Below are 15,131 nucleotides of genomic sequence, written 5' to 3'. Positions count from 1 at the left end.
CCAGCCAGCTCCCACATTAGATCTTCATGGGCGTGAAATCAGTTGGCAGCCAACTGCCGGCGCAGCTCAGCCAACACCGGCGCCGACTCCGGGCGCACACCGCGCCACAGGTAGAAAGCTTCGGCCGCTTGCTCCACCAACATGCCCAACCCATCCATTGCCACGGCTGCGCCTTGTTCAGTCGCCCAGCGGCAGAACGGGGTAGGTTCCTTGGCATACATCAGGTCGTAGCAAAAGGTCTTACCCGGCTCGATCAGGCTGCCAGCAATCGGCGGTACATCGCCTGACAGGCTGGCCGACGTAGCGTTGATGATCACGTCCACCGGCTCACGCAGCCAGTCGAACCCACTGGCAGACACCGGGCCCAAATCGGCAAACAACTCGGCAAGCAACTCCGCCTTTTCCACCGTTCGGTTGGCGATGATCAGCGAAGCCGGCTGCTCGGCCAGTAACGGCTCCAGCGCGCCGCGCACCGCCCCACCGGCGCCCAGCAGCAGGATGCGTTTGCCTTGCAACGTCAACCCGGCGTTGACCTTGAGGTCGCGCACCAGGCCAGCACCGTCGGTGTTGTCGCCGAGCAGGGTGCCGTCGGCGAGTTTACTCAACGTGTTCACCGCGCCAGCGCGTTGGGCGCGCTCGGTGAGGGTGTTGGCCAGGCGGTAGGCGTCTTCCTTGAACGGCACAGTCACATTGGCGCCACGGCCTTGTAGGAAAAACTCACGGGCGCAGCCGGTGAAATCCGCAAGCGGCGCAAGCAAGGTGCTGTAGTCCAGTTGCTCGCCCGTCTGCTCGGCGAACATGCGGTGGATCAGCGGCGATTTGCTGTGGCCGATGGGGTTGCCAAATACCACATAACGATCCATCAGACCGCCGCCTTGGGCGCAGCGATGCCCAGCCAATCGCGGTCTTGCAGGAAGTAATCGGTAAGGCGCGCTTCTTCGCTGCCAGCCTCAGCCTTCCAGTCATAGCTCCAGCGCACTTGCGGCGGCAGCGACATCAGGATCGACTCAGTGCGCCCGCCCGATTGCAGGCCGAACAGGGTGCCACGGTCGTAGACCAGGTTGAATTCAACGTAGCGGCCGCGACGGAATTCCTGGAATTCGCGCTGTTGCTCGGTGTACGCGATGGCCTTGCGCCGTTGCACGATCGGCAGGTAGGCGTCGATAAAAGCGTCGCCGATGGCGCGGATGAAAGCGAAGCAGGTGTCGAAGTCCCACTCGTTCAAGTCATCGAAGAACAGGCCGCCAATGCCACGCGGTTCGTTGCGGTGCTTGATATGAAAATAACTGTCGCACCAAGCCTTGTAGCGCGAATACACGTCCGCGCCGAATGGCGCACAGGCCTGCTCGGCCACGCGGTGCCAGTGGATGCAGTCTTCTTCGTTACCGTAGTAGGGCGTGAGGTCGAAGCCGCCGCCAAACCACCACACCGGCTCTTCGCCTTCTTTTTCGGCGATGAAAAAGCGCACGTTGGCATGAGAGGTCGGCACATGGGGATTATGCGGGTGGATCACCAGCGACACGCCCAGGGCCTCAAAGCCGCGACCGGCCAACTCTGGGCGATGCGCGCTCGCGGACGGTGGGAGACCGCTGCCAAATACGTGGGAAAAGTTAACGCCGCCTTTTTCAATCACCGAACCGTTTGCGATCACACGGGTGCGACCGCCGCCGCCCGCAGGCCGGGTCCAGGCGTCTTCGATAAAGCGAGTGTCCGTCTCGAAGGTTTCCAGGGCGCTGCAAATGCGGTCTTGCAGGTCAAGCAGGTAGGCTTTTACGGCCTCGGTGCGGGTAGTCATGGCATCACCTTGAATCGGGCAAAGCTACGCGAAGCCATTGGGCGTCGGCGGCAAATGGGCGCACAGGATAACACCGCACCCCATTGCGTCGCAGTTGACGAAGATCAAGCTTAGGAGTTCGATAGGCGGCTACGCGAGTTCGAACCAAGGAGAAGGCAGATGGCAAAACGTATCCAGTTCAGTGCCCATGGCGGCCCCGAAGTGCTTGAGTATGTCGACTACACGCCAGCGGAGCCTGGCCCGCAGCAGGTTCGCGTACGTAACGAGGCGATCGGCCTGAACTTCATCGACACCTATTTCCGCAGTGGTCTGTACGCGCCGCCAGCCCTGCCATCGGGCTTGGGCGCAGAAGGCGCCGGCGTGGTCGACGCGGTCGGCAGCGAAGTCACCCAATTCAAGGTCGGCGACCGTGTGGCCTACGGCAGTGGTCCGTTGGGTGCCTACAGCCAATTGCACGTGCTGCCCGCCGCCCACCTGGTGCACCTGCCGGACGAGATCAGCTTCGAACAAGCGGCCGGCGCCATGCTCAAGGGCCTGACCGTACAGTACCTGCTGCGCCAGACCTATGAAGTGAAAGCCGGTGAAACCATCCTGTTCCACGCCGCTGCCGGTGGCGTGGGCTCGCTGGCCTGCCAATGGGCCAAGGCCCTGGGCGTGAAGTTGATCGGTACCGTCAGTTCGCCGGAAAAGGCCGCACTGGCCAAATCCCTCGGCGCCTGGGAAACCATCGACTACAGCAAGGAAAACGTCGCACAGCGCGTGCTGGAATTGACCGACGGCAAAAAAGTGCCGGTGGTGTACGACGGCGTCGGCAAGGACACTTGGCTGACCTCGCTGGACAGCGTGGCGCCGCGCGGGCTGGTGGTGAGCTTCGGCAACGCGTCAGGCGCGGTGGATGGGGTGAACCTGGGGATTCTGTCGGCCAAGGGCTCGCTGTATGTCACCCGGCCTACCTTGGCGACCTATGCCAATAATCCGCAGAACTTGCAGGAGATGGCTGATGACCTGTTCTCGATGATCAAGAGCGGCAAGGTGCGTATTGATATCAACCAGCGGTATGCGCTGGCGGATGCGGCGAAGGCACAGACGGCGTTGTCGGGGCGGCGGACTACTGGGTCGACCATTCTCCTGCCATAAGGCTATGGATATCTGGAGTCTGTAAGGGCCTCATCGCGGGCAAGCCCGGCTCCCACATTTGACCGCGTTGTCATGAAGGACACCGATCAACTGTGGGAGCCGGGCTTGCCCGCGATGGCCATGACTCGGTCTCAGGAAGGCCGCACCACCTCACCCGTCACCAAATCCCGAATCAGGCTCGGGTTCTTGCGCCCACCCAACGCACCACCCAACACCAGATCCACCTGCCCACGGAAATACTGCTCCACGCGAATCCGTGTGCGCGCAGCCGGGCGCCCCTGAGGGTTGGCCGAGGTGGAAATCAACGGCCCCACCAACGAGCACAAATCCCGCACCAGCGGATGATCAGTGACCCGCACCGCCACGGTGTCGTGCACACCTGTTACCCATTCCGGCAGCAACCCCTGGTGAGGCACCAGCCAGGTGTTCGGGCCAGGCCAGGTGCTGGCCATGCGATCGATCCAATCCTGCGGGAAGTCTTCGAACAGAAAGTCGAACTGGCGGATATTGTCCGCCACCAGGATCAGGCCCTTGTCCACCGAGCGGTTCTTGATGGCGAGCAAACGGTCCACTGCTTCTTCATTCCACGGGTCGCAGCCCAAGCCCCAGACCGCTTCGGTCGGATAGGCAATCACCGCGCCTGCGCGAATTTCTCGTGCGGTTTCCAGCACACGCCACCGGTTGACCATTGTTTACTCTCCAGACTAAAGCTCTGCGCAGTTTACCGATCTTCTTTACAAAACCTAGCAGCGCGCAAGCCAGCGCCCATTTTCACAGATAACCTGACCTTCCAGCTCCAACTCGGTCAGCGTCGCCAGCACCTGGGACAACGGGCGCCCGCTGGCAATCACCAAGGCCTCACTGGTCTGGGGTGCTGCGTGCAACAGCGCCACCAGCGGATGGATGACAGGCATCGGCGCCGGGCGCGACAGCGCTTGCCAGCCACGCAAACCTTCAAGGATGTGCTCGATGGTCTCCACCAGCACAGCGCCGTCGCGGATCAACTGATGACAGCCCTTGGCGCCGGGATGATGGATGGAGCCCGGGATCGCATACACCTCACGCCCCTGCTCGGCGGCCAGCTTCGCGGTGATCAGCGAACCACTGGCCATGCTGGCTTCCACCACCAGTACGCCCAGGGACAAACCACTGATGATCCGGTTACGCCTGGGGAAGTTGCTGGCCTGGGGCGGTGCGTCCAGTGGAAACTCGGAAACCACGGCGCTGCCCTGGTCAATCATCGCCTCCGCGAGCCGTCTGTGGCGTTGTGGATAAAAATTTTCGAGCCCAGTGCCGAGTACGCCGATTGTCTGACCGCCCACATCCAATGCCGCTTGATGGGCTGCGCCGTCGATGCCTAATGCAAGGCCACTGGTGATGACAAAACCGGCGCTCGCCAGACTGCGCGAAAACGCAGCGGCGGTGTCCATACCAGGACGAGAAGCGCGACGACTTCCGACCATCGCCAGTTGCGGTCTTTCCAGGATTGAAGGGTCACCGGCGACGAATAAAAGCGGCGGCGCATCGTCAATCTCGGCGAGCAGAGCGGGGTACTCCGGTTGGTCCCACATCAGCAAATGCTGGGTCGGGAACGCCAGCCAGGCCAATGCCGCACTGGCGCCGTCGCGGATCTCATGACTGCGCCGGGCATCGGCGCTGATGGCTGGCAACCCCAGCGAACGCCAGGCACTCGCAGGCGCGCTGATGGCCTTTGACGCCGAGCCGAACGCTTCGATCAGTAAGCGAAAACGCTTCGGACCCAGTTCCGGCAGCCTGTGCAAGCGTAGTCGGGCTTCCAGTTCTGACGGGGATACTTCGCGGTTGTTTATGGGATGCATGTGATCGTCCTTGACCGGAACAAGCTGTGGATAACTCTGTTGGTAACTTATTTAGCAGGCTATTTATTGTGTTTGATGGGCAGTCTTGAAACGGTCCATTACCGCCAGCGGCCGTGAAGCACTGAGCACCAGGCCGTAACTGAGCTTTTCGTAGGTGCGAAACACCAGCAGGGTGCCGGCGCGTTCATCAGGGAGTTGCGTCGGCGCGCCAGTGAGGCTGTCGCGGACGGTGGCGCCGGTCTTGATCACGCTGAGCAGTTGGCCTTCGACCAGACCATCGCGTCGGCCTTTGTTGAGGGTCACCGCGTCGAGCACGCTGATGTGCGTAACACCCTTGGGGATATCGATGATGTGTCCTTCAACAAAGGGCACGGTGGGCGCGGTCGCAAGGGTTGTCGGGTCGATAGGTGGTTGTGCACGCAGCAAGCGGTCTCCGGCGCGCACCTCCTGCGTGACGCGCTGTACGGTCAGGGTAGTAAGGTCGCCCGCCACGACAAATCGCGCAGTACCAATGTCGTCGGCGTTAACGCCCAACAGCTCTTTAGTCACCGGGTCGGTGTAAACCTTGCCTCGTCGGAATATTCCGTAATTCGGCTGGGAAGGCTCCAAGTCGCCCCTGGCATATACCCGCTCGCCATTGGCACCCAGCACTCGGCCAGCATCGGCGGCAACGATGTACGGCGCGTTGTCCAGGTCTCGAGGCGAATCAAGAATGCGGTTATGCAGTAAAAAGCGCTGGATAGCCTGTTGCGTCGGCTGATCCAGCCGCTGCACGGGCGGCGGCACCAGGGCCATGGCGAACGGGGCCCACAACAGCAAGACGAGTAGCGATTTCCTCATGGGGTGAATCTCCTTTATTATGTGCGTTCGCGTGAAATGCCAGAGCCTTCGCGGCTTTTGGGTGTTTCACACCGGCGGTCTGGGTCCATCCCAACGCCGATTTGCCTCTACCTCACATGTGCAGCAATTACGCTTATGGCTATTTTGAACATCCTCGAATTCCCCGACTCGCGCCTGCGCACTGTCGCCAAGCCGGTGGCCGTAGTGGACGACAAGGTTCGTCAGTTGGTCGATGACATGTTTGAAACAATGTATGAAGCCCCGGGCATCGGCCTCGCCGCGACCCAGGTCAACGTGCATTTGCGTGTCGTGGTCATGGACCTGTCGGAAGACCGCAGCGAGCCGCGGGTGTACATCAACCCCGAGTTCGAACCGCTGACCGAAGAGATGGGCGAATACCAGGAAGGCTGCCTGTCGGTGCCGGAGTTCTATGAGAACGTCGAGCGACCGCTGCGCGTGAAGATCAAGGCCCTGGACCGCGACGGCAAGCCGTTCGAGCTGATCGCCGAAGGCCTGCTGGCGGTGTGCATCCAGCACGAGTGCGACCACCTCAACGGCAAGCTGTTTGTCGATTACCTGTCGACGCTCAAGCGCGACCGGATCAAGAAGAAGCTGGAAAAAAAGCATCGCCAGCAAGCTTGATGCCCTCCTTCCAAAGGCTTGCTGCGGCAAGCCTTTTTCTTTTGTGACTGCTTTTAACCGAGACCACCCATGACCGAGCCACTGCGCATTGTTTTTGCCGGCACTCCTGAATTCGCGGCCGAACACCTGAAGGCACTGCTTGCCAGCCCTTATGACATCGTCGCGGTGTACACCCAGCCGGATCGCCCGGCCGGTCGTGGGCAAAAACTGATGCCGAGCCCGGTCAAGCAACTGGCGCTGGAACACAACATTCCCGTGCTGCAGCCGCCAACCCTGCGTAACACCGAGGCTCAGGCCGAGTTGGCGGCCCTGAAGCCGGACCTGCTGGTGGTGGTGGCCTACGGCTTGATCCTGCCGCAAGTGGTGCTGGATATTCCGCGCCTGGGTTGCATCAACAGCCATGCGTCGCTGCTGCCGCGCTGGCGCGGCGCGGCGCCGATCCAGCGCGCGGTGGAGGCGGGTGACAGCGAAAGCGGCGTAACCGTAATGCGCATGGAGGCGGGTCTGGACACCGGCCCGATGCTGCTGAAAGTCACCACCCCGATCACCGCCCAAGACACCGGCGGCAGCCTGCACGATCGCCTTGCCGAGCTGGGCCCGCCCGCCGTAATCCAGGCCATCGCCGGCCTGGCTGCCGGCACCCTGGAAGGCGACGTGCAGGACGACAGCCTGGCCACCTACGCCCACAAGCTGAACAAAGACGAAGCGCGCATCGACTGGAGGCGCCCGGCCGTGGAGCTGGAACGCCTGGTACGCGCCTTCAACCCGTGGCCGATCTGCCACAGCACCCTCAACGGCGAAGCCTTGAAAGTACTGGCCGCGACCCTGGCCGAGGGCACAGGCGCGCCGGGTGAAATCATCGGCGCCAGCAAGGACGGCCTGTTGGTCGCTTGTGGCGAACAGGCGCTGTGCCTGACCCGTCTGCAATTGCCCGGTGGCAAGGCGCTTAATTTCAGCGATTTGTTCAACAGCCGTCGTGAGAAGTTTGCCCTGGGCACTGTTCTCGGGGTGGTCGCCCAATGAACCCGCGTCTGGCCGCCGCCAAGGCCCTTGCCGCCGTGCTCAACGGCAAGGCATCGCTGAACAGTTCGCTGCCCACGCAGATGGATAAGGTTGAAGACCGTGATCGCGGCTTCACCCAGGACCTGGCCTTTGGCACTGCTCGTTGGCAGCCACGCTTGTCGGCACTGGCCGCCAAGTTGCTGCAAAAGCCGTTCAAAGCTGCGGATGCCGACGTCGAGGCGCTGCTGCTGGTGGGCCTCTATCAGTTGCTCTACACCCGCGTACCCGCTCACGCCGCCATCGGCGAGACGGTCGGTTGCGCCGACAAGCTGAAAAAGCCCTGGGCCAAGGCCTTGCTCAACGCCGTGCTGCGCCGCGCCCAGCGCGAGAGTGAAGCGCTGCTGGCCGAACTGGAACATGACCCGGTGGTGCGCACCGCCCATCCGCGCTGGCTGCAAAAATCGTTGAAGGCGTTCTGGCCTGAGCAATGGGAAGCCATTTGCGCAGCCAACAATGCGCACCCGCCGATGATCCTGCGGGTCAATCGTCGTCATCACAGCCGCGACGCCTACCTGCAATTGCTCACCGACGCTGGCATCAACGCTACGCCGTGCGTGTACAGCGTCGACGGCATCGTGCTCGAAGCGGCCGCCGATGTGCGCAGCCTGCCGGGCTTTGTAGAAGGCTGGATCAGCGTGCAGGATGAAGCCGCACAATTGGCTGCCGACCTGCTCGACCTGGCGCCCGGCCAACGCGTGCTCGACGCCTGCTGCGCACCTGGCGGTAAGACCTGTCACATTCTGGAAGTCGAAACAGACCTCGCCGGTGTCGTCGCTGTCGACCTCGAAGCCAAGCGCCTGGTGCGCGTGCGGGAAAACCTTGCACGCCTGGGCCTCAGCGCCGAGCTGATCGCCGCCGATGGCCGTGACACCGCCACCTGGTGGGACGGCAAACCGTTCCAGCGCATTCTGCTCGATGCACCGTGCTCCGCCACCGGTGTGATCCGCCGCCACCCAGACATCAAGCTCACCCGCCAACCCGACGACATTGCCGCCCTGGCCGTGCTGCAAGGCGAGCTGCTCGACGCGCTGTGGCCGACCCTGGAAGTCGGCGGCATCCTGCTCTACGCCACGTGCTCCACCTTGCCGACTGAAAATACCGAGGTGATCGAAGCCTTCATCGCCCGCACCAGTGGTGCTCGGGAGCTGGATCTCGCCACAACCGCCGGCATCAAGCAGCCCCACGGTCGCCAACTGCTGGCGCAAGAAGGCGGACACGATGGCTTCTACTACGCCAAACTGATCAAGATTGCCGCCGCGCGCGGCTGAATGGTTTTAAGGGAGTGACCGGATGAAAATCATCATCCTTGGAGCAGGGCAGGTCGGCGGCACGCTGGCTGAACATTTGGCCAGCGAAGCCAACGACATCACCGTGGTCGACACCGACGCCGAGCGCCTGCGCAACCTCGGCGACCGCCTCGACATCCGCACCGTACAAGGCCGCGCGTCGTTCCCGACGGTGCTGCGCCAGGCCGGTGCCGATGACGCGGATATGCTGGTGGCTGTGACCAACAGCGACGAAACCAACATGGTCGCCTGCCAGGTCGCTCACACCCTGTTCCACACCCCGACCAAAATTGCCCGTGTGCGCGAAGCGGCCTACCTGACCCGCGCCGGTTTGTTCGACAACGACGCGATTCCAGTGGACGTATTGATCAGCCCGGAACAGGTGGTCACCCATTACATCAAGCGCCTGATCGAGATTCCGGGCGCCTTGCAGGTAATCGACTTTGCTGGCGGCAAGGCGCAACTGGTCGCGGTGAAGGCCTATTACGGCGGCCCACTGGTCGGCCAGCAACTGCGCCAGTTGCGTGAGCACATGCCCAACGTGGAAACCCGCGTCGCGGCGATTTTCCGGCGGGATCGGCCGATCCTGCCGCAGGGCGATACGGTGATCGAGGCCGACGACGAAGTCTTCTTCATCGCCGCCAAGGCGAATATTCGTGCCGTCATGAGCGAAATGCGCCGACTCGATGAGACCTACAAGCGCATCGTCATCGCGGGCGGCGGGCAGATCGGCGAGCGATTGGCCGAGGCCATCGAAAGCCGCTATCAGGTGAAGATTATCGAGATGAGCCCGGCACGCTGCCGGCATTTGTCCGACACCCTCGACAGCACCGTCGTACTCCAAGGCAGCGCCTCGGACCGCGACCTGCTGATGGAGGAGAACATTGCCGACGCGGATATCTTCCTGGCCCTGACCAACGATGACGAAGCCAACATCATGTCCTCCTTGCTGGCCAAGCGGCTGGGCGCGAAGAAGGTGATGACCATCATCAACAACCCGGCCTATGTCGACCTGATCCAGGGCGGCGATATCGACATCGCCATCAGCCCGCAGCTGGCCACCATCGGCACCTTGCTCGCCCACGTGCGCCGGGGCGACATCGTCAGCGTGCACTCCCTGCGCCGTGGCGCGGCGGAAGCCATCGAGGCCATTGCCCACGGTGACTCGAAGTCGAGCAAGGTGATCGGCAAGGCCATCCGCGATATCGGCTTGCCGCCGGGGACGACCATCGGCGCGATTATTCGTGACGAAGAGGTGATCATTGCCCACGACGATACGGTGATCGAAACCGGGGACCATGTGATCCTGTTCCTGGTGGATAAGAAACATATCCGCGATGTGGAGAAACTGTTCCACGTGGGGTTGAGCTTCTTCTAAATCGGGTATTCCACTGTGGCGAGGGAGCTTGCTCCCGTTGGACTGCGTAGCGGTCCCGTAGATTTTGCGAGCGCTTCGCACTCGAGCGGGAGCAAGCTCCCTCGCCACAACAGCCTTCTTTCGCTCAAGGTGACAGTAAATGCTCGAATCCCTGGAAAAAATGCTCGCCAAGGGCGTGGATAACTCACTGCTTCGCTTTGGTTTGGGCAAGGGTTATCTGGACTTGAAGGAAAACGCCAAGGCAGCGGAGCATTTGCACAAATGCGTCGAGTTCGATCCTAAGTATTCGGCGGCTTGGAAGCTGTTGGGCAAGGCACATATGGGATTGGAGGATCGCGCAGCGGCACGGCTGGCGTGGGAGAAGGGCATCGAAGCGGCCCAGGCCCATGGTGATAAACAGGCCGAAAAAGAGATGACGGTGTTCTTGAAGAAACTCGATCGCCAAACTTGAGCCGATCTTCTGTGGGAGCTGGCTTGCCTGCGATGCAGGCAACTCGGTCTCTCAGTTACACCGAGGTGATGCCATCGCAGGCAAGCCAGTTCTCACATCAGATCTTCACGGGTCTTGAGTCAGAGGTGGCTCAGTACCACCGCGCCTCACCCGGCGGGCGTTTCTTGAAGCGCTTCATGCTCCACATGTACTGGCTCGGGTAAGCGCCGACATACCGCTCCACCACCTTGCTCATCGCCGCGCAGGACGTGGCGGTGTCGGTGCTGTACATATCTTCCGGCGCCGCTTCCAGGATCACTTTGTAACCCGAACCGTCCGGCAGCCGCAGCGCATGCAGGAACACGCCGACCGCTTTGTGGCCCGCCAACATATTTGGCACAAACTTGCTGGTCAGCGCCTGGGTGGCGAAGAACGGTACGAAGATCCCCGCAGATTCCGCCGGCTCCGGGTCCGCCGGAATACCCACCTGGCCGCCCTTACGCACTTCCTTGATCACACTGAGGATGCCTTCCTTGGTCGACGCCGCCACCCGGTTACCCAGTTGCACCCGCTGCTTGCGCAGCAACTCATCCACTGCCTTGAGCTTGGGCGGCCGGTAAAAAATGATGGGTTTGCACTGGTTGCAATAGAAATGGTTCAGCACTTCCCAGTTGCCCAGGTGGCTGGTGATGCCGACCACGCCTTTGCCCGAAGCCAAGGCTTCGTGCAGCACGTCCAGGCCTTCGACTTCGCGCACCAGGTCGATGGAGCGCTGGGCTGGCCAGATCCAGGCGCAGGCGCTTTCGGTGAGGGACTTGCCGATGTCCATCAGGCTGCGGCCGACTAACGCTTCGCGCTCGGCGGGGTCCATGTCGGGGAAGCATTTGGAAAGATTGATCCGCACCGTCTCGCGGGAACGGTTGGGGGTTTTCCACATGATCCAGCCAATCGCCGTGCCGACGGCCTGGACTGCGCGCCAAGGCAGCAGGGCAAACAACCGGAGAGCGCCTACCAGCAAGGCGCCTTTAAACTTTTCCACAGGTCACTCCTGTTCGTGTGTGGTGCGCAAAGCGGGCATTCTAACCGGCGTTGGCCAAGTCCGCGTAACGGTCGCAGTCCTGAGTGTGGTCCATGACCATCCCCGAAGCCTGCATGAACGCGTAGCAAATGGTTGGCCCGACAAAGGCGAAGCCGGCTTTTTTCAGGGCTTTGCTCATGGCTTCGGCCTCGGGCGTGATCGCCGGGACTTCACTGTGGTCCTTGAAATGATTGACCTTGGGTTTGCCGCCGACAAACGACCAGAGCAACCCCGCTGGGTCGTCCAATTCCAGCCAGGCCGCAGCGTTGCGTCGAGTGGCGTTGAGCTTGAGTCGATTGCGCACGATGCCAGGATCCTGCATCAGGGCTTCGATCTCGCCATCGCTCAACTGCGCCAACCGTTGCGCATCAAACCCGAACAAGACCTTTCGATAATGCTCGCGTTTGCGTAAAACGGTGATCCAGGACAGGCCCGCCTGGAACCCTTCGAGCAAAAGCAACTCGAACAAACCCTGCGCATCGCGCAGCGGCGTTCCCCACTCCTGATCGTGATAAGCCATGTACAGCGGATCTTCAGAACACCAAAAGCAGCGTGGCATAAGGCTCCAGGGGATGGTGGCGCGGCCGAATCGGGTATACTCCCGCTCTTTAAATCGCAGCCCAAGTAACAGGTGAATTTCGTGAGCCAGCCTACGCCAGCCGTGCGTACCTTCCAAGACTTGATCCTCGCCCTCCAGCAATACTGGGCCGAGCAAGGTTGTGTGGTACTTCAGCCCTACGATATGGAAGTAGGCGCCGGCACTTTCCACACCGCTACCTTCCTGCGGGCCATCGGCCCGGAAACCTGGAACGCCGCTTATGTGCAGCCCAGTCGTCGCCCGACTGACGGCCGCTACGGCGAAAACCCGAACCGTCTGCAGCACTACTACCAGTTCCAGGTGGTATTGAAGCCGAACCCGGACAACTTCCAGGAACTGTACCTGGGCTCGCTCAAACACGTCGGCCTGGACCCACTGGTGCACGACATCCGTTTCGTCGAAGACAACTGGGAATCGCCAACCTTGGGCGCCTGGGGCCTGGGCTGGGAAGTCTGGCTCAATGGCATGGAAGTGACGCAGTTCACTTACTTCCAGCAAGCGGGCGGCATCGAATGCTACCCGGTGACCGGCGAAATCACCTACGGCCTCGAGCGCCTGGCCATGTACCTGCAGGGCGTGGACTCGGTCTACGACCTGGTGTGGGCTGACGGTCCGTTCGGCAAGGTCACCTACGGCGATGTGTTCCACCAGAACGAAGTGGAGCAGTCCACCTACAACTTCGAACACGCCAACGTCGACAAGCTGTTCGAACTGTTCGACTTCTATGAAAGCGAAGCCAAGCGCCTGATCGAACTCGACCAGCCGCTGCCGTTGCCAAGCTATGAAATGGTGTTGAAGGCGTCCCATACCTTCAACCTGCTGGATGCGCGCCGTGCTATCTCGGTGACCGCGCGTCAACAATACATCTTGCGTGTACGCACGCTGGCGCGTTCCGTCGCCCAAGCCTACCTGCTGGCTCGCGCCAAGCTGGGCTTCCCGATGGCAACCCCGGACCTGCGTGATGAAGTGTTGGCTAAGCTGGAGGCTGCACAATGAGTGCTCAAGATTTCCTGGTTGAACTGGGCACCGAAGAGCTGCCACCCAAGGCTCTCAACACACTGGCCGACGCGTTCCTGGCCGGTATCGAAAAAGGCCTGCAAAGCGCTGGCTTGAAGTTCGAAGCGAAGAAGGTCTACGCCGCGCCACGTCGCCTGGCTGTACTGCTGACCGCACTGGAAACCCAGCAGCCGGACCGCAGCATCAACATCGACGGCCCGCCACGCCAGGCTGCGTTCGACGCCGAAGGCAACCCGACTCAAGCCGCCCTTGGCTTCGCCAAGAAGTGTGGCGTCGAGCTGAGCGAGATCGACCAGAGCGGCCCGAAACTGCGGTTCAGCCAGGTCATCACTGGCAAACCGACCGCCAGCTTGTTGCCCACCATCGTTGAAGACTCGCTGAACGACTTGCCGATCCCGAAGCGCATGCGCTGGGGCGCACGCAAAGAAGAGTTCGTACGTCCGACCCAGTGGCTGGTAATGCTGCTCGGTGACCAGGTCATCGACTGCACGATCCTCGCCCAAACAGCAGGTCGTGATTCCCGTGGTCATCGCTTCCACCACCCGCAAGCTGTGCGCATCACTTCGCCGGCCAACTACGCCGCCGACCTGCGTGCCGCCTACGTGCTGGCCGACGCCAATGAGCGTCGCGAGTTGATCAGCAAGCGCACCGAGGAGCTGGCCCGCCTGCAGGAAGGCACCGCTATCGTGCCGCCAAGCCTGCTCGACGAAGTGACCGCATTGGTCGAATGGCCGGTGCCGCTGGTGTGCTCGTTCGAAGAACGTTTCCTCGATGTGCCGCAAGAAGCGCTGATCACCACCATGCAGGACAACCAGAAGTATTTCTGCCTGCTGGACGTTGACGGTAAGTTGCTGCCGCGTTTTATCACCGTGGCCAACATCGAGAGCAAGGACCCGCAGCAGATCATCGCCGGTAACGAGAAAGTCGTTCGCCCGCGCCTGACCGACGCCGAGTTCTTTTTCAAGCAAGACAAAAAGCAGAAGCTCGAAGACTTCAACCTGCGCCTGCAAAACGTGGTGTTCCAGGAAAAACTCGGCAGCGTCTACGACAAGGCCGTGCGGGTTTCCAAGCTGGCCGCTTATATTGCGCCACGCATTGGCGGCGATGCTGCTTGGGCGGCGCGTGCGGGCATGCTGTCCAAGTGCGACCTGGCCACCGAGATGGTCGGCGAGTTCCCGGAGATGCAAGGTGTTGCCGGCTACTACTATGCGCTCAACGACGGCGAGCCGGATGACGTTGCCTTGGCGCTGAACGAGCAGTACATGCCGCGCGGTGCTGGCGCTGAGTTGCCAAGCACCCTGACCGGTGCAGCCGTGGCCATCGCTGACAAGCTCGACACGCTCGTTGGCATCTTTGGTATCGGCATGCTGCCCACCGGCAGTAAAGACCCGTATGCCTTGCGCCGTGCGGCCCTGGGCGTGTTGCGCATCCTGATCGACAAGAAGCTGGACCTCGACCTGACCCAGGCCGTGGTGTTCGCGGTCGGCCAGTTCGGTGCCAAGGTCAAGCAAGCCGGCCTCGCCGAGCAAGTGCTGGAATTCGTGTTCGACCGCCTGCGCGCGCGCTACGAAGATGAAGGCGTGGATGTGTCGGTGTACCTGTCTGTGCGTGCCCTGCAACCGGGTTCGGCGTTGGACTTCGACCAGCGCGTACAAGCCGTGCAGGCCTTCCGCAAACTGCCGGAAGCCGACGCATTGGCTGCCGTGAACAAGCGTGTGTCGAACCTGCTGAGCAAGGCCGAAGGCCTGGGCAACGCTGACGTCGACCCTGGCCTGTTCGCCGATGCCAAGGAGTTCTCGCTGAACTCAGCCATCGCCAAGGCTGAAAACGCAGTGAAACCGCTGATCGCTGAGCGTAATTACGCCGAAGCACTGGCGCGCCTGGCGACCTTGCGTGAGCCGGTGGATGCGTTTTTCGAAGCCGTGATGATCAATGCCGAAGATGCAGGCGTGCGGAAAAACCGCTACGCCATGCTCGCGCGTCTGCGTGGCTTGTTCGTCAACATCGCTGACATTTCGACGCTGAGCTGA

The 15,131-nt window shown here is 61.6% G+C and carries 15 protein-coding genes; 8 read left to right on the top strand and 7 right to left on the bottom strand.

The window, feature by feature from the left end; translation table 11 throughout:
• Positions 1-38: 38 nt before the first annotated feature.
• Both aroE and hemF read right to left on the bottom strand, forming a co-directional pair.
• Positions 39-863, bottom strand: coding sequence for a shikimate dehydrogenase (aroE, locus tag BFP95_RS12380; protein WP_065910186.1), 825 nt, complete (start codon positions 861-863; stop codon positions 39-41).
• Positions 863-1,795: an oxygen-dependent coproporphyrinogen oxidase gene (hemF, locus tag BFP95_RS12375; RefSeq protein ID WP_065875594.1), complete on the bottom strand. Its 933-nt coding sequence runs from the start codon at positions 1,793-1,795 to the stop codon at positions 863-865. The genes aroE and hemF overlap by 1 nt, the downstream gene beginning before the upstream one ends.
• 159 nt (positions 1,796-1,954) lie before the next feature.
• Between hemF and BFP95_RS12370 the strand changes: the two genes are divergently transcribed.
• Positions 1,955-2,932, top strand: coding sequence for an NADPH:quinone reductase (locus tag BFP95_RS12370; protein ID WP_065910182.1), 978 nt, complete (start codon positions 1,955-1,957; stop codon positions 2,930-2,932).
• Positions 2,933-3,063: 131 nt separating this feature from the next.
• Here BFP95_RS12370 and BFP95_RS12365 read toward each other — a convergent pair whose 3' ends face one another.
• The 3 genes from BFP95_RS12365 to BFP95_RS12355 form a co-directional block, all read right to left on the bottom strand.
• Entirely contained in the window at positions 3,064-3,621 is a 558-nt protein-coding gene (locus BFP95_RS12365; protein WP_012721468.1) for an L-threonylcarbamoyladenylate synthase, read from the bottom strand.
• Positions 3,622-3,675: 54 nt separating this feature from the next.
• A complete protein-coding gene (gene dprA / locus BFP95_RS12360) occupies positions 3,676-4,770 on the bottom strand; it encodes a DNA-processing protein DprA (protein ID WP_065910180.1) in 1,095 nt (364 codons plus the stop codon).
• Between the two features lie 63 nt (positions 4,771-4,833).
• The gene (locus BFP95_RS12355; protein ID WP_065910178.1) at positions 4,834-5,610 is read right to left on the bottom strand and encodes a peptidoglycan-binding protein; all 777 of its coding nucleotides are present in this window, start codon (positions 5,608-5,610) and stop codon (positions 4,834-4,836) included.
• 135 nt (positions 5,611-5,745) lie between these two features.
• Here BFP95_RS12355 and def point away from each other — a divergent pair, with 135 nt between their 5' ends.
• From def to BFP95_RS12330, 5 genes are all read left to right on the top strand, one after another.
• Positions 5,746-6,252 carry a peptide deformylase gene (gene def, locus BFP95_RS12350; RefSeq protein ID WP_049710796.1) on the top strand — a complete coding sequence of 169 codons (507 nt, stop codon included), beginning with the start codon at positions 5,746-5,748 and terminating at the stop codon, positions 6,250-6,252.
• 69 nt (positions 6,253-6,321) lie between these two features.
• Positions 6,322-7,275 (top strand): methionyl-tRNA formyltransferase, encoded by a 954-nt coding sequence (fmt, locus tag BFP95_RS12345; protein ID WP_065880346.1) that lies wholly within the window; start codon positions 6,322-6,324, stop codon positions 7,273-7,275.
• A complete protein-coding gene (gene rsmB / locus BFP95_RS12340) occupies positions 7,272-8,582 on the top strand; it encodes a 16S rRNA (cytosine(967)-C(5))-methyltransferase RsmB (protein WP_065910176.1) in 1,311 nt (436 codons plus the stop codon). Before fmt ends, rsmB begins: the two co-directional genes overlap by 4 nt.
• Before the next feature lie 22 nt (positions 8,583-8,604).
• Positions 8,605-9,978, top strand: a complete 1,374-nt coding sequence (gene trkA, locus BFP95_RS12335; protein WP_065875588.1) for a Trk system potassium transporter TrkA — start codon at positions 8,605-8,607, stop codon at positions 9,976-9,978.
• 139 nt (positions 9,979-10,117) lie between these two features.
• The gene (locus BFP95_RS12330; RefSeq protein WP_065875587.1) at positions 10,118-10,429 is read left to right on the top strand and encodes a tetratricopeptide repeat protein; all 312 of its coding nucleotides are present in this window, start codon (positions 10,118-10,120) and stop codon (positions 10,427-10,429) included.
• A 130-nt stretch (positions 10,430-10,559) separates the two neighbouring features.
• On the opposite strand, the gene BFP95_RS12325 is transcribed toward BFP95_RS12330, so the two are convergent.
• Together BFP95_RS12325 and BFP95_RS12320 are read right to left on the bottom strand one after the other, a co-directional pair.
• Positions 10,560-11,447 (bottom strand): lysophospholipid acyltransferase, encoded by an 888-nt coding sequence (locus BFP95_RS12325; protein WP_065875586.1) that lies wholly within the window; start codon positions 11,445-11,447, stop codon positions 10,560-10,562.
• 40 nt (positions 11,448-11,487) lie between these two features.
• Entirely contained in the window at positions 11,488-12,045 is a 558-nt protein-coding gene (locus BFP95_RS12320; protein ID WP_065910174.1) for a DNA-3-methyladenine glycosylase I, read from the bottom strand.
• A gap of 81 nt (positions 12,046-12,126) precedes the next feature.
• Here BFP95_RS12320 and glyQ point away from each other — a divergent pair, with 81 nt between their 5' ends.
• Complete coding sequence (gene glyQ, locus BFP95_RS12315; RefSeq protein ID WP_003187265.1) at positions 12,127-13,080, top strand: glycine--tRNA ligase subunit alpha; 954 nt, start codon at positions 12,127-12,129, stop codon at positions 13,078-13,080.
• A complete protein-coding gene (gene glyS / locus BFP95_RS12310) occupies positions 13,077-15,131 on the top strand; it encodes a glycine--tRNA ligase subunit beta (RefSeq protein WP_065910172.1) in 2,055 nt (684 codons plus the stop codon). Before glyQ ends, glyS begins: the two co-directional genes overlap by 4 nt.

This window comes from Pseudomonas sp. 58 R 12 (assembly GCF_900005865.1).
In the GTDB taxonomy this organism is placed as follows: Bacteria; Pseudomonadota; Gammaproteobacteria; order Pseudomonadales; family Pseudomonadaceae; genus Aquipseudomonas; species Aquipseudomonas tritici.
This window is presented reverse-complemented; position numbering and strand designations above follow the sequence as displayed.